This window comes from Klebsiella sp. RIT-PI-d (assembly GCF_001187865.1).
Classification (GTDB): Bacteria; Pseudomonadota; Gammaproteobacteria; order Enterobacterales; family Enterobacteriaceae; genus Superficieibacter.
This window is the reverse complement of record NZ_LGIT01000009.1, coordinates 1,304,638-1,329,611: the sequence shown is the minus strand read 5'-3', so window position 1 is coordinate 1,329,611 and position 24,974 is coordinate 1,304,638. Positions and strand designations below refer to the sequence as shown.

22 protein-coding genes, 2 tRNA genes, 1 other RNA gene and 1 pseudogene are annotated in these 24,974 nt (G+C 50.8%); 15 read left to right on the top strand and 11 right to left on the bottom strand.

The features are described from left to right. Positions 1-19 precede the first annotated feature (19 nt). Positions 20-127: antisense sRNA RprA (gene rprA, locus AC791_RS19855), an RNA gene on the bottom strand. 216 nt (positions 128-343) lie between these two features. Beyond that, positions 344-1,402 carry an AI-2E family transporter YdiK gene (gene ydiK / locus AC791_RS12655; RefSeq protein WP_049840784.1) on the bottom strand — a complete coding sequence of 353 codons (1,059 nt, stop codon included), beginning with the start codon at positions 1,400-1,402 and terminating at the stop codon, positions 344-346. A 197-nt stretch (positions 1,403-1,599) separates the two neighbouring features. Here ydiK and AC791_RS12650 point away from each other — a divergent pair, with 197 nt between their 5' ends. The 3 genes from AC791_RS12650 (at position 1,600) to lpxP (ending at position 6,188) form a co-directional block, all read left to right on the top strand. Continuing rightward, the gene (locus tag AC791_RS12650; protein ID WP_049840783.1) at positions 1,600-4,656 is read left to right on the top strand and encodes an FAD-binding and (Fe-S)-binding domain-containing protein; all 3,057 of its coding nucleotides are present in this window, start codon (positions 1,600-1,602) and stop codon (positions 4,654-4,656) included. Continuing rightward, positions 4,653-5,063 (top strand): 1,4-dihydroxy-2-naphthoyl-CoA hydrolase, encoded by a 411-nt coding sequence (menI, locus tag AC791_RS12645; RefSeq protein WP_049840782.1) that lies wholly within the window; start codon positions 4,653-4,655, stop codon positions 5,061-5,063. Before AC791_RS12650 ends, menI begins: the two co-directional genes overlap by 4 nt. Positions 5,064-5,267: 204 nt before the next feature. Further along, positions 5,268-6,188 carry a kdo(2)-lipid IV(A) palmitoleoyltransferase gene (lpxP, locus tag AC791_RS12640; protein ID WP_049840781.1) on the top strand — a complete coding sequence of 307 codons (921 nt, stop codon included), beginning with the start codon at positions 5,268-5,270 and terminating at the stop codon, positions 6,186-6,188. 40 nt (positions 6,189-6,228) lie between these two features. Here the strand turns inward: lpxP and iraP are convergent, their stop codons facing one another. Further along, on the bottom strand, positions 6,229-6,567 hold the full coding sequence (iraP, locus tag AC791_RS12635; protein ID WP_049840780.1) for an anti-adapter protein IraP: 339 nt from the start codon (positions 6,565-6,567) through the stop codon (positions 6,229-6,231). A gap of 430 nt (positions 6,568-6,997) precedes the next feature. Between iraP and sufA the strand changes: the two genes are divergently transcribed. The 7 genes from sufA to ldtE all read left to right on the top strand — a co-directional run bounded on the left by sufA (position 6,998) and on the right by ldtE (position 13,641). Beyond that, on the top strand, positions 6,998-7,375 hold the full coding sequence (gene sufA / locus AC791_RS12630) for a Fe-S cluster assembly scaffold SufA (RefSeq protein WP_049840779.1): 378 nt from the start codon (positions 6,998-7,000) through the stop codon (positions 7,373-7,375). Positions 7,376-7,377: 2 nt separating this feature from the next. Beyond that, entirely contained in the window at positions 7,378-8,862 is a 1,485-nt protein-coding gene (sufB, locus tag AC791_RS12625) for a Fe-S cluster assembly protein SufB (RefSeq protein ID WP_049840778.1), read from the top strand. Positions 8,863-8,881: 19 nt separating this feature from the next. Further along, a complete protein-coding gene (gene sufC, locus AC791_RS12620; RefSeq protein ID WP_049840777.1) occupies positions 8,882-9,628 on the top strand; it encodes a Fe-S cluster assembly ATPase SufC in 747 nt (248 codons plus the stop codon). Then, on the top strand, positions 9,603-10,877 hold the full coding sequence (gene sufD, locus AC791_RS12615; protein WP_049840776.1) for a Fe-S cluster assembly protein SufD: 1,275 nt from the start codon (positions 9,603-9,605) through the stop codon (positions 10,875-10,877). Before sufC ends, sufD begins: the two co-directional genes overlap by 26 nt. After that, positions 10,874-12,094, top strand: a complete 1,221-nt coding sequence (sufS, locus tag AC791_RS12610; protein WP_049840775.1) for a cysteine desulfurase SufS — start codon at positions 10,874-10,876, stop codon at positions 12,092-12,094. The genes sufD and sufS overlap by 4 nt, the downstream gene beginning before the upstream one ends. A 12-nt stretch (positions 12,095-12,106) precedes the next feature. Continuing rightward, positions 12,107-12,523: a cysteine desulfuration protein SufE gene (gene sufE / locus AC791_RS12605; RefSeq protein WP_049840774.1), complete on the top strand. Its 417-nt coding sequence runs from the start codon at positions 12,107-12,109 to the stop codon at positions 12,521-12,523. Positions 12,524-12,621: 98 nt separating this feature from the next. Further along, positions 12,622-13,641, top strand: coding sequence for a L,D-transpeptidase LdtE (ldtE, locus tag AC791_RS12600; RefSeq protein WP_049840773.1), 1,020 nt, complete (start codon positions 12,622-12,624; stop codon positions 13,639-13,641). 62 nt (positions 13,642-13,703) lie between these two features. Here the strand turns inward: ldtE and AC791_RS12595 are convergent, their stop codons facing one another. Continuing rightward, positions 13,704-13,940, bottom strand: a complete 237-nt coding sequence (locus AC791_RS12595) for a major outer membrane lipoprotein (RefSeq protein ID WP_049840772.1) — start codon at positions 13,938-13,940, stop codon at positions 13,704-13,706. 310 nt (positions 13,941-14,250) lie between these two features. Further along, on the bottom strand, positions 14,251-15,663 hold the full coding sequence (gene pykF / locus AC791_RS12590; protein WP_049840771.1) for a pyruvate kinase PykF: 1,413 nt from the start codon (positions 15,661-15,663) through the stop codon (positions 14,251-14,253). Positions 15,664-16,122: 459 nt separating this feature from the next. Here pykF and fumD point away from each other — a divergent pair, with 459 nt between their 5' ends. Both fumD and AC791_RS12580 read left to right on the top strand, forming a co-directional pair. Beyond that, positions 16,123-16,335, top strand: a complete 213-nt coding sequence (fumD, locus tag AC791_RS12585) for a fumarate hydratase FumD (protein WP_049840770.1) — start codon at positions 16,123-16,125, stop codon at positions 16,333-16,335. A 37-nt stretch (positions 16,336-16,372) separates the two neighbouring features. After that, a pseudogene (locus AC791_RS12580) lies at positions 16,373-17,176 on the top strand (sugar phosphate isomerase/epimerase family protein); the annotation flags it as partial. 29 nt (positions 17,177-17,205) lie between these two features. On the opposite strand, the gene AC791_RS12575 reads toward AC791_RS12580, so the two are convergent. From AC791_RS12575 to mdtK, 3 genes are all read right to left on the bottom strand, one after another. Beyond that, a tRNA-Val gene (locus AC791_RS12575) sits at positions 17,206-17,282 on the bottom strand. 9 nt (positions 17,283-17,291) lie between these two features. Further along, positions 17,292-17,368 (bottom strand) — tRNA-Val (locus AC791_RS12570). Between the two features lie 152 nt (positions 17,369-17,520). After that, a complete protein-coding gene (gene mdtK / locus AC791_RS12565) occupies positions 17,521-18,894 on the bottom strand; it encodes an MdtK family multidrug efflux MATE transporter (protein WP_049841626.1) in 1,374 nt (457 codons plus the stop codon). Positions 18,895-19,126: 232 nt separating this feature from the next. Here mdtK and AC791_RS12560 point away from each other — a divergent pair, with 232 nt between their 5' ends. Continuing rightward, positions 19,127-19,765, top strand: coding sequence for a riboflavin synthase (locus tag AC791_RS12560; RefSeq protein ID WP_049840768.1), 639 nt, complete (start codon positions 19,127-19,129; stop codon positions 19,763-19,765). Between the two features lie 70 nt (positions 19,766-19,835). Here AC791_RS12560 and cfa read toward each other — a convergent pair whose 3' ends face one another. Beyond that, positions 19,836-20,984: a cyclopropane fatty acyl phospholipid synthase gene (gene cfa / locus AC791_RS12555; protein WP_049840767.1), complete on the bottom strand. Its 1,149-nt coding sequence runs from the start codon at positions 20,982-20,984 to the stop codon at positions 19,836-19,838. Positions 20,985-21,281: 297 nt separating this feature from the next. After that, on the bottom strand, positions 21,282-22,463 hold the full coding sequence (gene punC, locus AC791_RS12550) for a purine nucleoside transporter PunC (protein ID WP_049840766.1): 1,182 nt from the start codon (positions 22,461-22,463) through the stop codon (positions 21,282-21,284). A gap of 111 nt (positions 22,464-22,574) precedes the next feature. Here punC and punR point away from each other — a divergent pair, with 111 nt between their 5' ends. Beyond that, entirely contained in the window at positions 22,575-23,504 is a 930-nt protein-coding gene (gene punR / locus AC791_RS12545; RefSeq protein ID WP_049840765.1) for a DNA-binding transcriptional activator PunR, read from the top strand. A gap of 1 nt (position 23,505) precedes the next feature. On the opposite strand, the gene purR is transcribed toward punR, so the two are convergent. After that, positions 23,506-24,531 carry an HTH-type transcriptional repressor PurR gene (gene purR / locus AC791_RS12540; RefSeq protein WP_049840764.1) on the bottom strand — a complete coding sequence of 342 codons (1,026 nt, stop codon included), beginning with the start codon at positions 24,529-24,531 and terminating at the stop codon, positions 23,506-23,508. Between the two features lie 296 nt (positions 24,532-24,827). Between purR and AC791_RS20380 the strand changes: the two genes are divergently transcribed. After that, a complete protein-coding gene (locus AC791_RS20380; protein ID WP_148677796.1) occupies positions 24,828-24,917 on the top strand; it encodes a YnhF family membrane protein in 90 nt (29 codons plus the stop codon). Positions 24,918-24,974 lie beyond the last annotated feature (57 nt).

The window sequence follows — 24,974 nt, the reverse complement described above, 5'->3', positions numbered from 1 at the left end:
TATGGCAGAAATTAAATGCATAAAAAAAAGCCCATCATAGGAGATGGGCAAAGACTACACACAGCAATTCATTGTTTCACTCAGGGGATTTCCATGCTTATAAATCAAGGCGTTGATTTATAACCGTGATCTAATAGTAGAATTTACGTTCTTCTGCGTCGATCGGATTCATCTCATTAGTTTAGTGAATTTAATGAATTCACGAAATATAACTGGGCCAGCCGACATAATTAATCATCAGGGTGACAGTTACACTAAATATTTAATCAGTTCTGCTTAACTAACAAAAAACGGCCAGCGTGAGGGCTGACCGAATTAAAGATGCGACAAGAAAGAATGAAGGCTATCGGGGAGGCGGGACTTCTTTCACCCAGGCATCAAACAGACGCCACGAAACCGCCAGCAGCACCGGACCAATAAATAATCCAATCATGCCAAAGGCAATCAATCCACCAATAACGCCAGAAAGTATGAGGATCATTGGTAAATCAGCCCCCATACGGATCAGTAACGGGCGCAGAACGTTATCGATGGTGCCGACAACACAGCTTATCACCAGCAGGACCGTTCCCCAGGTCGTGTCGCCACTCCAGTATAGCCAGATAATGGACGGGACCAGTACGGGCAAAGGGCCCAGCTGGATAAGGCATGAAAAAAGCATCACGACGGTCAGAATAGTGGCATAAGGCACGCCGGAAATAGCCAGACCAATCCCGCCGAGTACCGCCTGAACCAGCGCAGTAACCACAACGCCAAGCGCTACCGCGCGAATAGCCTGTGCGGCCAGCACTACGGCGGCATCACCACGCGTTGCGGCGAGGCGGGTGGCAAAGTGACGGATACCCCGTGCCACGCGTTCTCCCTGCCAGTAAAGTAGCGCGCTGAATAGAAGCATTAACCCGCAATGCATCATAAAGCGCCCAATGTGTGCGGCCTGTCCGACAAACCAGGTGGTCGTCGTCCCAATATAAGGGCGGATTTTCGCCATAATGGCAGCCCCTCCCATATCGAGAAGATTATGCCAGCCGGTATAGAGCCGCGCGCCCACCACGGGAATGCTGTTTAGCCAGTTAAGATCCGGCAGCGTCATTTCACCGGAGGATACGGAGCGAATAAGCGGTACGCCGCTGTCTACCATACTGTTAACTAACAGCGCGACAGGAATGATAAACAGCAGAAAGAGCAATAATGTCATGACCAGCACGGCCAGCGAGCGCCGGCCGAACAGGAGACGCTGTAAACGAATTAACACCGGCCACGTCACGATGACCACGGTTCCCGCCCACGCAAAGCCGAGAATAAAGGGGCGCACTATCCACAGGCAGGCAACAATCATCAGTGACAAAAAAAGCACCGACAGCAATATTTGCGGCACGTCTCTGGGCTGGTTCGGATTAACCATAACGTAAATTTACCTTTTTCATTTCGCCACAATGCGGGCGTGGCATAAAGCTGGACCATCATGATACCAGTCATTTTGACCGCGGTTATAGTGTGTAATTCTGTCAGGCAGGTAAGAAAAAAATGTGGTAAAACGATGGGTGCACAACGCAAACGATTAATCACTCACATGATAACAGTCAGGCAGGGTCAACAATAATGATCCCACAGATTTCTCAGGCTCCAGGTGTCGTTCAACTGGTGCTGAATTTTTTGCAATCATTAGAGCAACAGGGTTTTACCGGGGATACCGCCACAAGCTATGCTGACCGGCTAACAATGGCGACCGATAACAGTATTTACCAGCTTCTTCCCGATGCCATCGTGTTTCCGCGCTCGACGGCAGATGTTTCGCTGCTGGCACGGGTGGCAGCCGAAGAGCGTTTTAGCACGCTGGTCTTTACGCCGCGCGGCGGCGGCACCGGGACTAACGGGCAGGCTCTCAACCACGGCATCATCGTTGATATGTCCCGTTACATGAATCGCATTATCGAAATTAACCCTGAAGAAGGGTGGGTGCGCGTAGAAGCGGGCGTAATAAAGGATCAGCTTAATCACTATCTGAAGCCGTACGGCTACTTTTTTGCCCCTGAATTATCGACCAGTAACCGCGCCACGCTTGGCGGGATGATCAATACCGATGCCTCGGGGCAGGGGTCGCTGGCCTACGGTAAAACGTCCGATCATGTGCTAGGCGTGCGGGCGGTGTTGATCGGCGGCGATATTCTGGATACCCATCCGATGCCGGTGGCGCTGGCTGAGACGCTGGCAAAGGAACAGTCTGCATCCGGGCGCATTTATCGCACCGTTTACCAGCGCTGCCTCGAAAATCGTCAGCTTATTATCGATAAATTTCCCAAATTAAATCGTTTTCTTACTGGCTACGATCTGCGCCATGTTTTCAATGACGCAATGACAGAATTCGACCTTACCCGCATACTTACCGGCTCCGAAGGTTCGCTTGCCTTTATCACCGAAGCCCGGCTCGATATTACCCGTTTACCAAAAGTTCGCCGACTGGTTAACGTGAAATATGACTCGTTTGATTCTGCGCTGCGTAACGCGCCTTTCATGGTGCAGGCAGACGCGTTATCGGTCGAGACCGTTGACTCCACGGTGCTTAATCTGGCACGGGAAGATATCGTCTGGCATTCGGTTAGCGAACTTATCACCAATGTGCCAGATAAAGAGATGCTCGGGCTGAATATTGTCGAATTTGCTGGCGATGACGAGGCCCTGATTAATGCTCAGATGACCGCGTTGTGTGCCCGGCTGGATACGCTGATGGCGCAGGGAGAGGGCGGGATCATCGGCTGGCAGATTTGTGATGATCTTTCAGGTATCGAACGCATTTACGCGATGCGTAAAAAAGCCGTCGGGCTGTTGGGAAATGCAAAGGGTATGGCAAAACCGATTCCTTTTGCCGAAGATACCTGCGTTCCTCCGGAGCATCTGGCGGATTATATTAGCGAATTCCGCGCGCTGCTGGACGGACACGGCCTGAACTATGGCATGTTCGGTCATGTGGATGCCGGGGTTTTGCATGTGCGTCCGGCGCTGGATATGTGCGATCCGCAGCAGGAAATGCTGATGAAGCGAATTTCCGATGAGGTGGTTGCCCTGACGGCGAAATACGGTGGACTGCTATGGGGGGAGCACGGAAAAGGCTTTCGCGCTGAGTATAGTCCGGCGTTTTTCGGTGAGCAGCTCTATGGTGAGCTGCGTAAAATTAAAGCCGCGTTTGACCCGAATAATCGCTTAAATCCGGGTAAAATTTGTCCGCCGGAAGGCATCGATGCCCCCATGAAAAAAGTCGATGCCGTTAAACGAGGTACCTTTGATCGCCAGATCCCAATTGCAGTGCGGGGAGCATGGCGTGGCGCGATGGAGTGCAATGGTAACGGCCTGTGCTTCAATTTTGACGTAAAAAGTCCGATGTGCCCGTCAATGAAGATTACCAGTAACCGTATTCATTCCCCCAAAGGTCGGGCTACTCTGGTCAGAGAATGGCTGCGATTGTTGGCCGACCGGGGAATCGATCCGAATCAGCTGGAAAAAGAGCTGCCTGAGCAGCGCGCCAGCCTGCGAACGTTGATTGAGCGTACGCGTAATAGCTGGCATGCGCGTAAAGGCGAATATGATTTTTCTCACGAAGTTAAAGAGGCAATGTCCGGCTGTCTGGCCTGCAAAGCCTGTTCAACCCAGTGCCCGGTAAAAATTGATGTGCCGGAGTTCCGTTCGCGCTTCCTGCAGCTTTATCATTCACGCTATTTGCGTCCTTTACGCGACCATCTGGTGGCGACGGTGGAGAGTTATGCGCCGCTGATGGCAAGGGCACCGGGCACATTTAACTTTTTTATCAGCCAGCCCTGGATACGCAATCTTTCAGAAAAGCACATTGGCATGGTGGATCTGCCTTTGCTGTCTGCGCCATCGTTACAGCAACAGGTAGTGTCGCATCGTACGGCGAATATGACGCTTGAAGAACTGGAAGCGCTCGACAGCACGCAAAAATCGCGCATGGTGCTGATCGTGCAGGACCCGTTTACCAGCTACTACGATGCACAGGTGGTGGCCGATTTCATCCGGCTGGTGGAGAAAGTCGGTTATCAGCCCGTGCTATTACCTTTTTCGCCCAACGGAAAAGCGCAGCATATTAAAGGCTTTATGACCCGATTTGCAAAAACGGCGCGTAAAACCGCTGACTTTCTGAATCGGGTCGCGCAACTGGCTATCCCTATGGTAGGTGTTGATCCGGCACTGGTGCTCTGTTATCGCGATGAATACAAACAGGTTTTAGGCGCGCAGCGCGGCAACTTTCATGTAATGCTGGTCCATGAATGGTTATCGAATGTATTAACAGAAGAGAGCCAGCGTAACGTGAGCGGCGAAGCCTGGTATCTGTTTGGCCACTGTACTGAAGTAACGGCGCTTCCGGGCGCGCCAAATGCGTGGGCAAAAATCTTTGCCTGGTATGGTGCAAAACTGGAAAGCGTCAGCGTGGGCTGTTGCGGCATGGCCGGCACATACGGGCATGAAGTAAAAAATCATGCCAACTCTCTCGGGATTTATGCGCTTTCGTGGCAGCAAACCATGCAGCGGCTGCCGCGTAATCGTTGTCTGGCAACCGGCTATTCTTGCCGCAGCCAGGTGAAACGTATTGAAGGCAGTGGGGTGCGCCATCCTCTACAGGCATTACTGGAGATAATAGGATGATCTGGACCCGGACAGTAACGCTGGCAGCATTAAATGCAATGGGCACGAATAATATGGTCGGCCTACTGGATATTCGTTTCGACAACCTTACTGAGGATACGCTGGAAGCGACAATGCCAGTAGATGGCCGCACCCACCAGCCGTTCGGCTTGCTTCACGGTGGTGCGTCAGTGGTGCTGGCAGAAACGCTGGGTTCAGTGGCCGGTTATTTATGCTGCGAGGGAGAGCAAAAAGTAGTAGGTGTTGAAGTTAATGCCAATCATCTGCGATCCGTGCGCAGCGGCAGAGTTCGCGGTATCTGCAAAGCCCTTCACCTGGGAGGACGGCATCAGGTCTGGCAAATTGACATTGTCGATGAACAGGGCCGTTTGTGCTGCACATCACGCTTGACGACTGCAATTGTTTAAATAACAGATTGATAGCGGGCGTATTTCTGAAAAGAAATATACCCGCATGTAATATCCGCTTACGTTAAACCAACCATGATATTCTCTGCCAACGGATTTAATCCTCCTGTCCGTTGTCTCAGTTAAGACCTGTATCGCATAATGACTAATGAATAGCTTCGTTTCTCCTTTAAGCGCTACACCACTTCCGCTTAAGGAAAGCATATGAACCGTCCCCAGTTTAAACTTGAATTTTTACATCCACGTCATTGGCTTACGTGGTTCGGCTTGAGTATCCTGTGGTTGCTGGTGCAACTACCATATCCATTTTTATTCTGGTTTGGCTCCGCGCTGGGCCGGACATCACAGCGCTTCCTTCAGCGTCGGTCAGACATTGCCAACCGTAATCTTGAACTTTGCTTTCCGGGCATGGACCCGGAAGAACGCAAAACGATGATCGCGAAGAACTTCGCCTCACTGGGAATGGCGCTAATTGAAACCGGTATGGCCTGGTTCTGGTCCGACCGTCGGGTACGCAAATGGTTTGATGTCGAAGGTTATCAGTCGCTGCTTGATGCGCAACGTAAGCAGAAGGGCGTTATGGTCGTCGGCGTACATTTTATGTCTCTTGAGCTGGGCGGTCGGGTGATGGGATTGTGCCAGCCAATGATGGCAACTTACCGTCCGCATAACAGTCCGGTGATGGAGTGGGTTCAAACACATGGCCGTTTGCGTTCCAACAAATCAATGATCGACCGACATAATCTTAAAGGTCTGGTTAATGCACTTAAAAGCGGTGAAGCTGTCTGGTTCGCGCCGGATCAGGATTACGGCCCCAAAGGGAGCACCTTTGCACCTTTCTTCTCGGTGCAAAATGCGGCAACCACTAACGGAACTTACGTTATTTCACGCCTGTCAGGTGCGGAGATGCTGACTATCTCGATGGTGCGTAAAGATAATGCGCGCGGATATGCGCTGCATATTGGTGAAAAAATGGAGAATTTCCCACGCGGAAATGAATTCGAGGCTGCCAGCTATATCAATAAAATGATTGAAAATGAAATTCTGCGCGCGCCGGAACAGTATTTATGGATACACCGCCGCTTTAAAACGCGCCCAACGGGTGAAGCGTCTCTGTATATTTAATTGGCTTTAACGCTCACCGGGACCCCAATCCCGGTGAGCGTTATGCATTGTCACCATCACGTGCAGCAATCGCTTTCATGGCATTAACATCAAGTTCAGCGCCAACCTTCGTTAACAGCTGTGCCATGGATAAAATCTCATTAAATTCATTAAGCAATATTTCGGCATCCGCTCTGTGCGGATTGTCGGCCATTTCTACTGCCGCATTGATGGCTTTTTTGACGGCTTCGACCATATCCATAGAGTTACTTTTACTGCTGGTAGTCAGTAAAAATGCGCTGAGCAGCAGCGATTGCGCCTCAATGCGTGCGGAGAGCTGTTTTGTTTCAGCATCCATTCTTGATATTTTGGCGATCATACCTAAAATAATATTGGTCATCTTTTCTCTCCCTGCCAGCATGAAGGCTGACGGCATTAGTTTCCCGGTTATTATTCTGAACAGAAAATCGCTATAACCGTATTAAAAGACAGGGCAGTGTTGCACTTTCTGCTCATCACCGCACCAGAATTTAATTGAAAATATCAGGTTTATCGCAATATTGTCATTTTTTGATTTCATAAATAGGCATTACCTATACAACTTTTCCATTGCCCGCCTTAGCTGACGTTACCCCATCTAAAATAATTGAAAATCAACAAGATAATTAACTCTTATGCCATTTTATACGTACCTGGCTACGGTCTATGCTTATAAGAAGCCCAGTGAAAAGACCCCAATACTGAATACCCGTACGACAGGTGGGTTGAAGTGATAATCATTATCACTAACATAGTGTTAACTTTTCAGTCTCTTAACGTGAGGTAGATCCATGGATTTGCATTCAGGGACTTTCGATCCCAAAGAGTTTACCTGGCATGGTTTGACAATAACGCCGGCCGCTGCCGGGCATATTCGTCAACTGGTCAGTAAACAGCCCGGCATACAAGGTTTGCGTTTGGCCGTTAAGCAGACCGGCTGCGCAGGCTTTGGTTATGTGCTGGATACGGTGAGTGAGCCACATAAGGACGATCTCCTTTTTGATGTTGAGGGAGCGCGTTTGTGGGTCCCGCTTGAGGCAATGCCTTTTATCGACGGTACTGAAGTCGATTATGTCCGTGAAGGCTTAAACCAAATTTTCAAATTCAATAATCCAAAAGCCCGGCACGAATGTGGCTGTGGTGAAAGTTTTGGCGTGCAGGCGGAATAATTATGTCACGTAATACTGAAGCAACTGACGATGTCAATATGTGGTCCGGCCCGCTCAATTATAAAGAGGGTTTTTTCACACAGTTACAAACGGATGAACTGGCCCACGGTATTAGCGAAGACGTTGTGCGGGCGATTTCCGCAAAGCGTAATGAACCCGAGTGGATGCTTGAATTTAGGCTTAATGCATACCGCGCCTGGCTGGAGATGGAAGAGCCACACTGGCTAAAGGCGCACTATGACAAGCTCAACTATCAGGATTATAGCTATTACTCTGCGCCATCATGCGGCAACTGCGATGATACTTGCGCCTCCCAGCCTGGTGCATTACAGCAAACCGGCCCGGCTTCATTTCTGACCGATGAAGTTGAAGAGGCATTTAAGCAACTTGGCGTTCCCGTACGTGAAGGACATGAAGTGGCGGTGGACGCTATTTTTGACTCGGTATCGGTCGCTACGACTTATCGGGAAAAGCTGGCCGAGCAGGGGATTATCTTCTGTTCATTTGGCGAGGCGATTCACGATCATGCGGAGCTGGTTAAAAAATATCTGGGGACAGTCGTTCCAGGTAATGACAACTTTTTTGCCGCCCTTAATGCCGCTGTGGCCTCAGACGGCACATTTATTTATGTGCCTAAAGGCGTCACCTGCCCAATGGAACTGTCGACCTATTTTCGCATCAACGCCGAAAAAACCGGACAGTTTGAACGCACTATTCTGGTCGCCGATGAAGGCAGCTATGTCAGCTACATTGAAGGGTGTTCAGCCCCGGTACGTGATAGCTACCAGCTTCACGCGGCGGTCGTGGAAGTCATCATCCATAAAGATGCTGAAGTGAAATACTCGACGGTGCAGAACTGGTTCCCCGGCGATAACAATACCGGCGGTATTCTGAATTTTGTGACCAAGCGCGCGCTGTGCGAAGGCGAAAACAGCAAGATGTCGTGGACGCAGTCCGAGACCGGTTCCGCTATTACGTGGAAGTATCCAAGCTGTATTCTGCGCGGTGATAATTCGATTGGCGAATTCTTCTCCGTCGCACTGACCAGCGGGCATCAGCAGGCCGATACCGGAACCAAAATGATCCACATTGGTAAAAACACCAGGTCGACCATTATCTCGAAAGGCATCTCGGCCGGGCACAGCCAGAACAGCTATCGTGGACTGGTTAAAATTATGCCGACCGCCACCAATGCGCGTAACTTTACGCAATGTGACTCCATGCTGATCGGGCCGGATAGCGGTGCACATACTTTTCCGTATGTAGAGTGCCGTAACAACACTGCTCAGCTTGAACACGAAGCCACGACATCGCGCATCGGTGAGGACCAGCTTTTTTACTGCCTGCAGCGTGGGATCAGTGAGGATGATGCGATATCCATGATCGTCAACGGGTTCTGTAAGGACGTTTTTTCTGAACTGCCGCTGGAATTTGCCGTAGAAGCGCAAAAACTGCTGGCCATCAGCCTCGAACATAGCGTCGGTTAAGTATCTAAGGGAACAGCCCATGTTAAGCATTAAAGATTTACAGGTATCGGTCGAAGACAAAGACATTCTGCGCGGATTAAATCTTGAGGTCCGTCCAGGGGAAGTCCACGCCATTATGGGGCCTAACGGCTCAGGTAAAAGTACGCTGTCGGCTACGCTTGCCGGGCGTGAAGATTATGAAGTGACCGGCGGAAGCGTCGAATTTCGCGGAAAAGATCTGCTGGAGCTTTCCCCCGAAGATCGGGCGGGCGAAGGTATTTTCATGGCCTTTCAGTATCCGGTGGAAATTCCTGGCGTCAGCAATCAGTTTTTCCTGCAAACGGCACTGAATGCGGTTCGCACCTATCGCGGGCAGGAGTCGCTGGATCGCTTCGATTTTCAGGATTTAATGGAAGAGAAAATTGAGCTACTGAAAATGCCAGCGGATTTGCTGACCCGCTCAGTTAACGTTGGTTTTTCAGGCGGTGAAAAAAAGCGCAACGATATTTTGCAAATGGCGGTCCTGGAGCCAGAGCTGTGTATTCTCGACGAATCTGACTCCGGGCTGGATATCGATGCGCTGAAAATTGTTTCTGAAGGTGTGAATGCGCTGCGTGACGGTAAACGAGCCTTTATTATCGTAACTCACTATCAGCGTATCCTGGACTATATCAAGCCAGATTTTGTCCACGTTCTTTATCAGGGGCGGATTGTGAAATCAGGTGATTTCACGCTGGTCAAACAACTGGAGGAGCAGGGCTATGGCTGGCTTACCGAACAGCAGTAACGTGCTGCAACAGTGGCATCATCTCTTTGAGTCGCAGGGTGCTCCTCGTTCACCTCAGGCGCAGCAGCATCTGCAACAATTGCTGCGGCTCGGATTGCCGACGCGCAAGCATGAAAACTGGAAATATACGCCGCTGGATGGGCTTTTTGCTCATACTTTTGTTGCAGCCCCAACTGCTGAGATCGCGGCTGAACAGCGTGATGCTATGGCGCTGGATGTGGAGGCAATCAGGCTGGTGTTTGTTGACGGAGAGTACCACGCCGCCTTAAGCGACAGCCTAAAAGACAGCGGCTATGACATTCATATCGGCCCTGAGACACAGAACCCCACCGGGGCTATTCAACCTGATGTTTTTTTACATCTGACTGAGAGCCTGGCCACCAGCGTGACAACCATCCGCGTGGCGCGTAACCAACGGCCTTCTAAGCCGTTGCTGCTAATGCATATCACCCGTGGCGTGTCTGACGATGAGTTGAATACCGCGCATTATCGCCATCATATTGATCTTGCCGAAGGCGCAGAGGCAACGCTTATCGAGCATTATGTTAGTCTGAATGAAATGCGCCATTTCACCGGTGCCAGAGTGACGATGCGCGTGGGGGCTAACGCGCAATTGCACCATATGAAACTGGCGTTTGAATCGCCGGTAAGTTATCACTTTGCGCACAATGATATTGTGCTCGGGCAGGATGCTGCTGCCTTTAGCCACAGCTTCCTGCTCGGTAGCGCAGTTTTGCGCCACAATACCAGTAGCCAGTTAAATGGTGAGAATACGACGCTGCGGCTCAACAGTCTGGCCATGCCGGTGAACACTGAAGTCTGCGACAGTCGCACCTGGCTTGAGCACAACAAAGGTTATTGCAATAGCCGTCAGCTCCACAAAACCATTGTTAATGATAAAGGGCGTGCGGTATTCAACGGTCTGATTAACGTGGCGCAGCATGCGATCAAAACCGACGGGCAGATGACCAATAATAACCTTTTACTGGGTCGCCTGTCGGAAGTGGACACTAAACCGCAATTAGAAATCTATGCCGATGATGTGAAATGTAGCCACGGTGCGACTATCGGGCGCATTGATAACGAGCAGCTGTTTTATCTCCGCTCGCGCGGCATTAGCGCGCAGGCTGCGCAGCAAATGATTATCTACGCCTTTGCCGCTGAACTGACAGAGGCTATAGGTGATGAAACGCTTAAAAAACAGGTGCTGGCCCGCATCGGTCAGCGTCTTCCTGGAGGCAAAGCATGACATTTCCGGTTGAGCAGGTACGGGCCGATTTTCCGGTGCTGGCGCGCGAAATCAATGGTCAGCCGCTGGCGTATCTGGATAGCGCGGCCAGCGCGCAAAAACCACGTCAGGTCATTGACGCAGAAAGCGAATTTTATCGACAGGGTTACGCGGCCGTGCACCGTGGCATTCATACCCTGAGTGCCGAAGCAACAGAGCGTATGGAGCAGGTTCGCCTGAAAGCGTCCCGCTTCCTTCATGCCCGTTCGCCGGAAGAGCTGGTATTTGTCCGCGGTACAACCGAAGGTATTAATCTTGTTGCCAACAGCTGGGGAGAGAGTCAAATCCAGCCCGGCGACAACATTGTGATTACCGCGATGGAGCATCACGCCAATATTGTGCCATGGCAGATGCTTTGCGCACGTAAAAACGCTGAGCTACGTGTGATACCGCTTACTGCGGAAGGTACGCTGGAACTGAATGCGCTGGCGGGCCTGCTTGATGCTAAAACGCGTCTGGTGGCTGTTACCCACGTATCAAATGTACTGGGGACGGAAAACCCGGTGGCTGACATCATTAACGTGGCCCATCAGCATGGCGCGAAAGTGCTGATTGATGGTGCGCAAGCAGTCATGCATCATGCCGTCGATGTGCAGGCGCTGGACTGCGATTTTTATCTGTTTTCAGCGCATAAACTGTACGGTCCGACCGGTGTCGGCATTCTGTATGCGAAAGAGGCTATCCTTCATGAGATGCCCCCCTGGGAGGGCGGCGGCTCAATGATTGCCACCGTCAGCCTGACTGAGGGTACGACCTTCGCCAAAGCGCCGTGGCGGTTTGAAGCGGGCACGCCAAATACGGGCGGCATTATCGCACTTGGTGCGGCGCTGGATTATGTCAGTGGGCTGGGACTTGAGAATATTCATGACTATGAGCAGACGCTAATGCAGTATGCGCTTGCACAACTCGCCACGGTGCCTGATATCACTATATATGGCCCGACCGGGCGACTGGGTGTTATTGCGTTTAATCTGGGTCAACATCACGCCTATGATGTGGGCAGTTTTCTTGATAACTACGGTATCGCTGTCCGAACCGGACATCACTGTGCGATGCCTCTGATGGCGCATTATCAGGTCCCCGCCATGTGCCGGGCGTCGTTCGCCATGTACAACACCAGTGAAGAGGTGGATCGGCTGGTGGCAGGACTGAAACGTATTCATCAGCTACTGGGATAGCAGGGAGAGGTTATGGCAGTATTACCGGACAGAGAAAAGCTCCTGCAAAACTTTCAGCGCTGCGCTAACTGGGAAGAGAAGTACCTGTATATTATTGAACTGGGGCAGCGGCTGACGCCGCTTAGCGATGAAGCGCATAACCCAGAAAATATTATTCAGGGTTGCCAAAGTCAGGTGTGGATTGTTATCCAGCAAAACGACAGGGGTGTTATTGAGCTTGAGGGCGATAGTGACGCCGCCATTGTTAAAGGGCTGATTGCAGTAGTATTTATTTTATATCATCAGATGACCGCGCAGGATATTATCGCCTTTGACGTGCGCCCGTGGTTTGAAAAAATGGCCCTCACTCAACATTTGACGCCTTCCCGCTCCCAGGGTCTTGAAGCAATGATCCGCGCCATTCGCGCTAAAGCCGCGAATCTCGGCTAAACTCTAAAAACAGCTTTTCATTCTGTTACGCGAGGCGGTTTTCCGCCTCGCTGGTTTTCAGCTTTCCGGCGTTCTGCCGGTGATTAAGGAATTCCAGTATGAAGCGCGCGTCTCTCATTACTCTAACTCTCATTAGCTCTCTCATGGCGTCTCAGAGCGCCAGAGCGGTAGATTATCTATTGCCCGCACCGGGCAGTCGGGTTATCGGTGAAAATCAGATTTATGTGGTGCCAACCGACGGTAAAAATCTGGAGTCCATTGCTCAGCGTTTCGATACCGGCATATTATTGTTGCTGGAAGCAAATAACACGGTCGATCCGCTGCTGCCTGCACCTGGCAGTGAGCTGACGATCCCGTCGCAGATGCTGTTACCCGATGCCCCCCGTGAAGGCATTGTGATTAACCTTGCTGAACTCCGTTTATATTATTATCCGCCGGGTAAAAATATTGTTCAGGTGTTCCCGATTGGCATTGGTCAGCAGGGACGGGAGACGCCGGTGATGACCACCCGAATCATCCAGAAAATCCCAAATCCTACCTGGACCCCTACGGCCAATATTCGCGCCCGCTCGCTGGCGCAGGGGATCACCCTGCCAGCCGTTATCCCGGCCGGGCCAAATAACCCTCTGGGACGCTTTGCACTGCGTCTTGAGCAGGGAGGTGGGGAATATCTCATTCACGGGACGAATGCGCGTAACAGCGTTGGTTTGCGCGCCAGTTCCGGCTGTATGCGAATGCGTGCTGCGGACATTCAAACGCTATTCTCCCAGGCAACGTGGGGAACCCGGGTTCAAATCGTCAATGAACCGATTAAATTCTCAGTAGAGCCTGACGGGCAACGCTATGTTGAGGTTCATCAACCGCTGTCTCAAAACGACTGGGATGACCCACAGACCGTGCCGATTGCGGTGACGGCAAGCTTTGGCCGATTTGCTGATGACAGTGAAAGCGATCTTACGGGTATTAATAGCGCGATCACACGCAGGGCAGGCTATCCCGTTCAGGTAAATGCCACGATGAATAACCCGGCGCCGGTACAACGCGTGAATGTACAGCCTGCGCCAGTGACTCAGGCACAAGGAACGCTGGTCACAGCGAACAGTCTGGTGATGCAGTAGGGATTAATGGAAGACAAAAAAAATGGCGCACAATGTGCGCCATTTTATTAAACCAGGAACACTTATTTTTTGTAAGTGCGAGTCTGGTTGTCCAGACGCTGGTTAGCACGTGCTGCGTCGTCTTTAGCAGCCTGAACGTCAGAACGGATTGCGTTCACGTCGTTGCTCAGTTGGTCAACTTTAGCGTTCAGAGTCTGAACGTCAGAAGACAGCTGATCGATTTTAGCATTGCTGGAGCAACCTGCCAGCAGAGTAGAACCCAGGATTACCGCGCCCAGTACCAGTTTAGTACGATTCATTATTAATACCCTCTAGATTGAGTTAATCTCCATGTAGCGTTACAAGTATTACACAAAGTTTTTTATATTGAGAATATTTTTTTGATGCGAATGTGCTTATTTTTGATCGTTCGCTCAAAGAAGCATCGACTGTCACTGTTTCATCAAAAAAACTGTGTTAAAACAGCAGGCTTCCATCGGATTCATCTTAGATAATTACGCTTTTAAATAGTAAAATATGATTTGCATTTCTAATGAACCTGGCGTTTGCGAAAATAAAAAAAGCGCCCCGCAGGACGCTTTTTATACAAACAGACACATTCTGAAATTATTACAGGACGTGAACAGATGCCGTATTGGTTGTTCCGCTCGGAACCAGTGCACCAGAAACCATGACCACTACGTCACCTTTCTGAGCCAGACCGCTCTCAACCGCAACTTCTTTACCCAGACGGTAGAAATCATCAGTAGAGTTAATTTCTTTAACCAGCTGTGCCACAACGCCTTTGCTCAGAACGAGCTGACGCGCAGTCACTTCATTAGTAGTCAGCGCCAGAATGGTGGCGTCCGGGAAGTACTTACGCACGGCACGTGCAGATTTGCCGCCGTTGGTTGCTACAACGATCAATGGTGCTTCCAGTTTTTCTGCAGTTTCAACCGCGCCACGGCAAACCGCTTCGGTGATACGCAGTTTACGGCTGTCATGACTGTCATCCAGACGGCTGTTCATCACGCGATCGGTACGCTGACAGATAGTTGCCATGATGGTCACCGCTTCAAGCGGGTATTTGCCTTTGGCTGACTCGCCTGACAGCATTACTGCATCGGTACCGTCAAGGATGGCGTTCGCCACGTCACCGGCTTCAGCACGGGTCGGACGCGGGTTTTTGATCATGGAGTCCAGCATCTGCGTTGCAGTAATAACTACTTTACGCGCGCGGATACATTTTTCGATCATCATTTTCTGAGCGAAGATAACTTCTTCAACCGGGATCTCTACGCCCAGGTCGCCACGAGCAACCATGATACCGTCAGACGCTTCGAGAATTTCGTCGAAGTTGTTCAGGCCTTCCTGGTTTTCAATTTTGGAGATAATCTGGATGTTCTCGCCGCCGTGAGCTTTCAGATGTTCACGAATTTCAACAACGTCAGAACGCTTACGGATGAAGGAGGCAGCAACAAAGTCAACGCCTTGTTCGCAGCCGAAAATCAGGTCTTGTTTGTCTTTCTCAGCCAGCGCTGGCAGGGCGATAGAGACGCCCGGCAGGTTAACGCCTTTGTTTTCGCCGAGGTCACCGTTGTTCAGAACTTTACAGATGACGTTGTTACCTTCGATTGCGGTAACTTCCATGCCGATCAGACCATCGTCGACCAGTACGGTGTTGCCAACAGAAAGGTCAGAGGTAAAGCCTTCATAGGTCACGGCAACGGTATTGCTGTTACCGACAACGGTTTTATCGGTGGTGAAAGTGAATGACTGACCCGCTTTCAGCGAGACGTCGTTACCACCTTCCAGTTTAATGGTACGAATTTCCGGACCTTTGGTGTCCAGCAAGATCGCCGCTTTTTTACCGGTTTTGCTCATCACGTTGCGCAGATTCTGGATGCGCTGACCATGTTCTGCATAGTCGCCGTGGGAGAAGTTAAGACGCATAACGTTCATGCCAGCGTCGAGCATTTTGGTCAACATCTCTTCGGATTCGGTTTTCGGGCCGATGGTGCAAACAATTTTGGTCTTTTTCATGACAGTCTTAGTCTTTAAGTTGAGAAGAATATGAAGGTGACGGGCCGGGGACATAGCGCCACGGTGTCAAACCAGTGATGCGAAAACTGCGATGCCACATGATAAGGATAGGTGACATCAAAAAAGCGTGCAGAGGAATGTGTGCTGGCGGTTCAGCCCATGACGTGAAACAAAGATGTACGCGTTTGAGGAGATAGTTCAAGGCGCTGAAACCATTCAATTAAGAAACGGTCGGCATTATACGATGTTACATAGTAAAAGGAAAATAAAAACAGCGTTTTAATATGGATTTGGGCATCCTGACAGCGCTTGTTGGGGAAATGTTAGAACAGAGTAGCTATGTCGTACTGATGATGTCAGTAATGCCCGTAACTATGCAACAGCGCACCGAGATAGTGTTTGATTTAACACGGTTTTTGTCAATAATGTAATTATATTGTTACGGAATCAGGAGGCAGGATGGGAAATCGGGCAAAAGATGACGCACTGTATCAGGAGATGTGTCGAGTCGTGGGGAAAGTGGTTCTTGAGATGCGCGACCTTGGACAGGAGCCTAAGCATATCGTCATCGCCGGTGTCGTGCGTACGGCGCTGGCCAACAAAAATATTGCGCGTTCCGATCTAAATCGGCAAGCCATGGAGCAGGTGGTGAAGGCGCTTTCAGGCCAGTAATCTCAGCCTGTTGGCTGTTCTGAACCAGGAGAAAAATATGTTTCGTTCAATCGCCACCGTATCACTGGGCGGCACGTTGCCAGAGAAATTACGCGCAATTGCTGCCGCAGGTTTTCATGGCGTCGAAATTTTTGATAAAGATCTGCAAAGTTACACCGGTACGCCGGCTGACATTCGTGATATGGCTGCGGATTCAGGATTGCAGATTACACTATTTCAGCCGTTACGCGACATAGAAGGGTACTCGTCGCGAGGGGACTTTGCCCACGCGCTTGAGCGTGCAAAGCGTAAAATCGCGCTTATGCATGAACTGGGCTGTGAGACCTTACTGCTGTGCAGCAATACGTCAGCACTCTCCTCACCAGACTATCAACAGCAGTGTGAAGATTTACGCGTCATTGCCACTCTGGCAGAGCAGGAGCAGATCCGGGTCGGTTACGAGGCACTGGCGTGGGGACGTCACGTACAGCGCTGGCGACAGGCGTGGGAACGCGTTAACGCTGTTGATAGCCCGGCGATGGGCATTGTGCTGGACAGCTTTCACATTCAGTCGCTGGGTGACAACCTTGACGGACTGAATGCGGTCCCGCTGGAAAAGTTGGTTTTTGTACAGCTTGCCGATGCGCCGCTGATGCAGCTGGATGTGCAGCAGTGGAGCCGTCATTTTCGCTGTTTCCCAGGTAAAGGGCAGATGCCGGTCGCTGCGCTGGCACGTGAAATTGTACAGCGGGGATATAATGGTCCCTGGTCACTGGAAATTTTTAACGACAGCTACTGGGCCGCTTCAGTACAGGATATGGCAAGGGAGGGGAATTCTTCTTTATTATGGCTGGAAAAACAGTTGCAGGCGTAATTGAAGATTTCATGAAATGGTGCGTCCGAGTGGACTCGAACCACCGACCCCCACCATGTCAAGGTGGTGCTCTAACCAACTGAGCTACGGACGCACTGAGAAATGGTGCGTTCAATTGGACTCGAACCAACGACCCCCACCATGTCAAGGTGGTGCTCTAACCAACTGAGCTATGAACGCATTGTTGTGCCTGACAACGGGGACGAATATTAGCGGCAGTCGTGAAATGTGGCAAGAGGAAAACACTAATTTTCTTCGCTATTTCACGCGAATGGCGAAGTGGTGTGCAACATGTCGAGAAAGTAGCCGCCCTGCGACGGCTATATTCAATCTTAACGTGCCGCACGACGTAAAATTGTACTCGACGGCTGACGCTGCAGAAAACGCATTCTGACCATCATCATCACCGCGGCTGATGTCAGACCGATGATAAAGCCTAACCAGAAACCCGCAGGACCCATCGGTTCGACAACCCAGTCAGTGAGCGCCAGCACATACCCTGTGGGCAACCCTAATACCCAGTAAGCAATAAACGTGATAAAGAAAATGGAGCTGGTGTCTTTGTAACCACGCAGGATCCCACTACCAATAACCTGAATAGAGTCGGATATTTGATAAATTGCGGCCAGCAGCATCAGGTGTGCGGCAAGCGTGACAACTTCAGGGTTATCGTTATACAGCAGGGCGATTTGTTCGCGCAGGCTCACGGTAAAAATCGCGGTTATTATCGCCATGCAGACGCCGACGACCAGGCCAGTTCGCGCCGAGGTTTGCGCTTCCAGGGTCGAACCCTGGCCTAAACGATAGCCCACGCGAATAGTGACGGCCGCCCCTAACGACAGCGGCAGAACAAACATCAGCGAGCTGAAGTTGAGGGCAATCTGATGTCCGGCCACATCAACGATCCCCAGCGGCGAGACCAGCAGGGCGACAACGGCAAACAGGGTCACTTCAAAAAACAGTGCCAGTGCGATGGGCAGGCCGAGCTGAATCAGACGCATCATGGTGGCCCAATCTGGTTTGCCAACGCCAATGTCGTTGCGGATATCGCGCATTGAGCGCGCTCTTTTGGTATAAGAGAGCATGCAAAACAGCATCACCCAGTACACTGATGCTGTAGCCACCCCGCAGCCGACGCCTCCTAGCTCTGGCATGCCAAAGTGCCCGTAGATGAAAATGTAATTCACCGGGATATTGACCAACAGTCCGCAGAAACCAATAAACATTGCCGGTTTAGTTTTCGCCAGGCCATCACACTGATTACGTGCCACCTGGAAGAACAGATAGCCCGGCGCACCAAACAGCAGGGCGCGCAGGTAGCGAACGGCTTTATCGGCCAGTTCAGGATCGATGTTATGCATGGCATGAATGATATGGCCGGCGTTCCACAGCACCACCATCACCAGTACAGATACAAAGCCCGCCAGCCAGTAACCCTGGCAAACCTGATGTGCGATGCGATCGCGACGTCCGGAACCATTAAGTTGCGCAATCACCGGCGTTAGCGCCAGCAGCAGGCCATGACCAAATAAAATAGCAGGTAGCCAGATGGATGTGCCGATCGCGACGGCGGCCATATCGGTAGCGCTATAGCCCCCGGCCATGACCGTATCGACAAATCCCATCGAGCTTTGCGCGATTTGCGCAATAATCACCGGGATCGCCAGCGCCAGAAGCTGACGCGCTTCATTTAGATACTTCTGCACGTGAATACCTTTAATATTGTTGTTATTTGAAAGACTAAAAAAGCCGCCATAAAGGGCAGCAAGAAGAATGAACAAGAGGTTATGCTGACTATTGTAATGATGATTAACCATTAAGCCAGTAAAAAAGTCGATAGGGCACATACCGGGCTGGCAAGCCTATTTTCCACCTGTTATTGTGCGTGACAGAAAGACGGGTATTAAACCGTAATGATGGCATACAGGAGTTAGTAGCATGTTTACTGGTATCGTACAGGGCACCGCAAAAATTGTGTCCATTGATGAGAAACCCAATTTCCGTACTCACGTGGTCGCATTGCCCGAAAATATGCTTGAGGGGCTTGAGACGGGGGCATCGGTGGCGCATAACGGTTGCTGCCTGACCGTAACAGAAATCAACGGGGATCGCGTCAGCTTTGATTTAATGAAGGAGACGCTGCGCATTACTAATCTCGGCGAGCTACAGCCAGGTGATGAGGTTAATGTCGAGCGCGCAGCAAAATTCAGTGATGAGATTGGCGGGCATTTAATGTCGGGGCACATCATTTCTACCGCAGAGGTGTCGAAAATTCTCACCTCAGAAAACAACCGTCAAATCTGGTTTAAATTGCAGGATCCGACGCTGATGAAGTACATCCTGTATAAAGGATTTATCGGCGTGGATGGTATTAGCCTGACGGTAGGGGAAGTGACTGCGACACGTTTCTGCGTACACCTTATTCCGGAAACGCTACAGCGTACCACGCTCGGTCAGAAAAAACTCGGCCAGCGAATTAATGTTGAAATCGATCCGCAAACGCAAGCCGTCGTTGATACGGTAGAGCGCGTTCTCGCCGCGCGCGAAGCAGTGCTTAAAATGGTGGAAGAAGAATAACGCTGGCAGAGAGTAATTCGCTTTTAGCCGGTAATAAAAGAGACCTGCGCCTGAGCGCAGGTAGAAAGGATTAGCGTGCGACGCGTAGACCGTCTTCAACACCACGTGAGAAAACGATCTGCCAGAGCTGAATATCCCGTGCCCGAAAGGCGCCCGCGCAGGCCGTCAGATAATAATCAAACATCCGCTTGAAGCGTTCAGAATAGTTATTGGCAATCTCAGGCCATAACGCCTGGAAACGTTGATACCATGCCATCAGCGTTTTGTCGTAATCAGGGCCAAAATTATGCCAGTCCTCCATTACGAAATGAGATTCACTGGCTGTCGCTATTTGCCGGACCGACGGTAAACAGCCATTGGGAAAAATATATTTATCGATCCATGGATCAACACTGGTGTCCGTTTTTTTCGCACCGATGGTATGCAAAAGGAAAAGCCCGTCCGGCTTGAGATTGCGATCCACCACCTCAAAATACGTTTTGTAGTTTTTAGGACCGACATGTTCAAACATGCCTACTGACACGATACGGTCAAACTGATCCTGCAAGTCGCGATAATCCTGAAGCAGGAAATTAACATCGAGGCCTGAACACCGGTCCTGAGCCAGCTTCTGCTGTTCGGCAGAAATGGTTACGCCGGTCACGCTGACGTGGTAATTTTTGGCCATCCATGAGGCAAGGCCGCCCCAGCCGCAGCCAATATCCAGCACTCGCATCCCGGGTTTGAGCTGTAGTTTTTCGCAAATCAATGCCAGTTTAGCCTGCTGCGCATCGACCAGATTATCGGCCTCTTTCCAGTATGCACAGGAATACTGCATGTAGGGATCGAGCATTCGGGTAAACAGATCGTTGCCCAAATCGTAATGTTCCTTACCCACGATCCAGGCACGTTTTTTACTTTGTAAATTAATCAGACGAGTTGTAGCCACGCGAAGCGTGTCTTTCAGATGGTGCGGTAACTGGGTGTCCAGACCGGCGCGGAGGATCTTAGTGAAAAAGCTGTCCAGCTGGTCGCATTCCCACCAGCCATCCATATAACTTTCACCCAACCCGAGCGAGCCTTCCTGGAGCACACGCTTAAAGAAATGCGGGTTTTTAACCTGTAAATCATAAGGAGCTGCACCATTAATGGTGATATCTGCGCGGCTTAATAACTCGTTCGCAATACGATACCAGTCGTCTTCCGGTATGCTGACGTCTTCGATACACGATGAACTCATAGCTTCTCCATCACGCGTATATGATTCAGATCCATAAAAGCGTAGATACAATTTGGCTTATGAAAAAACTTACAGTGGCACTGTAAGTTTACTGTCCGATGTAGAAACAGAGGAAGGAAGGGAACCCTTACCGAAATGCCATCCGTGGTGTAAACGGGTGAACTCCATCACCCGCTAAATAATACTGCTTTTATCGTAATAATATGCAATGCAAGAAAGTATAGGACGCTAAACACTCTGATTCAACACAAAAATGTTAGCGCGCTAATTAATTACTTCTTTGACACACTCCAGCTGTCAACGCTTTGCGGGAACCCTGATTTTGTGACTTTCCATTTGCTGCATCCAGTAGCCAATACCCGCCAGAACTGCGGTCATCAGCATAACGCTGGTGGTGGTTAACAGCGGCGTTGCCACCAGCCAGGAGACGACCAGGCTTGCAAGAAAACACAGTCCAAGCTGCAACGTATTCTGCAACGCTGCCGCGCGTCCCGTTGCCTGGGGAAAGGGACGTAGCGCCTGCGCAACAACGATGGGATAAATACCGCCGTTTGCGATCGCCATAATACAAAACGGGATCAGAAGCGCTGTCAGCGAATCAGGGCTGAATAACCCGGTACACCAGGTGCCAATCACGCTTAATGCGTAGAGACTCAGCAGCCAGGGAAGTAGCTGCTCTCCCTGCCATTTTTGCAGTGCTGCCCGGCAACCGTAGCCGCCAACTAAAAATGCAATGGTTTGCGGTACATAGCTCAGACCAATTGCGCCGGGTCCATACCCCATATCATGAAGAATAAACGGTGAGCCGGTGAGCCAGGCGAAAAAACTGGCTGAGCAGGCAGCGTAAATCAGCACGTTTCCGAGATATGAGCGTGAACGCAGCAGCATACTAAACGTCAGGGCTTTACCGTCAGTGGCATTTTTTTGCGTAACCTTCTTCAGGCGCAGGGCAGGAAGCATCAGGATCAGAGTGATAGCAAACAGCGTGGCGAATATAGCCTGCCAGTCAAAATGAGTGAGTATCCAGCTGCCAAGAAGCGGCGCGAGCGCGGGCGAAAGACCAACCAGCGGCATGATAGTGGCAAAAATACGGTTTACACGCTGCGCCGGATAGTAATCGGTAACCATGGCCTGCCAGGTGACGGCAGCCGCGCAAACGCCAGCGGCCTGGACGAAACGCAGCACCAGTAGCGTTGTGGCATCTTTAACCCAGAGCATCCCCAGACAGCCGATGGCGAAAATTGCCAGTCCGGTTAATAACACCGGGCGACGACCGAAACGGTCAGAGAGCGGGCCCCAAATTAACTGGCCAAGGGCAAACCCCGCGAGGAATACACTTAAACTGGCGCTCACCGCTGCGGCAGGCGTATTAAGATCCTGCTGAATTGCCGCAAAGGCGGGTAAATACATATCGGTGGCTAAAAAACCCAGCACGCTGAGTCCGCCAAGCCACACCAAAAACCCTTTTCCAGGTTGCATAACACTTCTCTTTATAATTGCAGATGACAGGAACATGAGTGTAGGCAGTGCATTCCAGGTTGTGAAACGCTAATATTTGCGAATTGACATCAAAAAAATTGAAGGCAAAAAATGTGGTCAGAATATTCTCTTGAAGTCATAGATGCGGTAGCGCGCAACGGTAGCTTTAGCGCGGCGGCACAGGAGTTGCACCGCGTGCCTTCTGCTGTCAGCTATACAGTCCGCCAGATGGAAGAGTGGCTGGCTGTCCCGCTGTTTGAACGTCGGCACCGGGACGTAGAATTAACGCCGGCAGGAAGCTGGTTTTTGAAAGAAGGGCGTTCTGTTATCAAAAAAATGCTGATCACCCGCCAGCAGTGTCAGCAAATTGCCAACGGCTGGCGCAGTCAACTGCCTATCGCCGTCGATAACATTGTCAGACCTGAACGCACTCGCCAGATGATTGTCGATTTCTATCGCCATTTCCCGGATGTCGAACTGATCGTTTTTCAGGAAGTTTTTAACGGTGTCTGGGATGCGCTGGCGGACGGCCGCGTTGAACTGGCGATTGGCGCAACGCAGGCTATTCCGGTCGGAGGACGCTATGCCTTTCGCGATATGGGCATGCTGAGCTGGAGCTGCGTTGTGGCGCGCCACCATCCTCTGGCGCTTAATATCGGGCCTTTAAGCGATGATGAATTGCGCAACTGGCCGTCGCTGGTACGCGAAGACACCTCGCGATCGCTGCCTAAACGTACGACGTGGCTGCTGGACAATCAAAAAAGGGTGGTCGTGCCTGACTGGGAGTCTTCGGCTACCTGCATCTCGGCAGGGCTCTGCGCGGCAATGATCCCCTCACATTCTGCCCGCCCGTGGCTGGATTCCGGGGAGTGGGTGGAGCTGGATCTGGAAAATCCTTTTCCTGATGCGGCATGTTGTTTAACCTGGCAGCAGAGTGATATTTCACCCGCGCTGGAATGGCTGCTGGCGTATCTGGGCGACAGTGAAACACTGAATAAAGAGTGGCTGCGGGACCCGCAGGAAACGGACCCCGCTTGTTAACTTAGCGGCGATAGTCAAGATAGGGACCGTCAGCAACCGATCGACGTTCAATGAGTTGAGGATGAACCTCAATTGATTTTGATTCGACGCGCTTATTCACAATGCGATCCAGCAGGGTATTGAACGCTTCCTCTCCGAGCGAGTCTTTAGGCTGATGAATGGTTGTCAGCGCCGGTGTAAAGAAACGGGCGTTGCGCACATTGTCATAGCCAATCAGGGAGATATCCTGCGGTACGCGCAAACCCATTTCATCGGCAGCGCAGAGCGCACCCATCGCCATGATATCACCGCCGCAGAAAACGGCTGTCGGGCGAGGGGATTGATTAAGAATTTTTTGCATCGCCTGATAACCTGACTCAGGCTCAAAATCACCCTGCACGATCCACTGCGGTGGAACATTAACCTGAGTTTCTTCCATTGCTTTCATAAAACCGGCCAGTCGACCTGCGCCGGTATTGCGCTCGAGCGCGCCCGGAATAATACCGATGTCACGATGTCCACGCTCAAGTAAATACCGCCCGGCCATGTAACCCCCTTCGAAGGCATTGTCGATCACCGAGTCGGTAAAATCAGCTTTGGATTCGCCCCAGTCCATTACCACCATCGGTATATGACGGTATTCTTCCAGCATTTTCAATAGCGGCTCAGGATACTCAGAGCACATCACCAGCAGGCCATCGACACGCTTCTGCGCCATCATTGAAAGGTAGGCGCCTTGCTTTTCTATGTCGTTCCAGGCATTGCCAAGGATCAGTGTGTAGCCTTTCTGAAAACAGCTTTTTTCAACCGCTTCAATAATTTCAGCAAAATAGGCGGCTTCGCTGCTGGTCGCCAGAAGGCCAATGGACTTGGTATGATTTACCTTGAGGCTCCTGGCAACGGCGCTCGGAGAGTAGTGAAGTTCTTTAATTGCCGCCCACACCGCATTACGCGTATCTTCAGCAACAAAACGCGTCTTGTTGATAACGTGAGATACAGTGGTAGTGGAAACGTTTGCGCGTCTCGCGACATCTTTAATTGTTGCCATTAAATCTTACTCCGGACCCTGGCCTGAACGCCTGCAAATAGGAGGGTAAACGTTTGCCTTTACACACCCCTGTTGCAATTTCGTCGTCATTGCTTTGCGCCGGGAAATGACACATTACGTCAGGTGAGGGGTAATGACTGGTACGCTTATAATTAAGCGTGGAATTTTGGCCGATTCTGAAGAAAAGTGAAAGAGAAAAATGTGTCTCACTTTAAATCCTGCAAGATTTTCGCCGCAAGGTGTGTAAAAATGGACAAGCTCACATTTCACAAGGTTATAACAAGGAGTAAAAATCGATGAGTACCGATCTTAAGTTTTCCCTGGTCACCACGATCATTGTCCTGAGTCTGATTGTCGCAAGTGCTCTGGTTGCTGTCCTGCACTGATTGCTCCGGCGGAGTATTTTCTCTCCCTCGTGCTCCGTACCAGCTTATTGTGCTGAT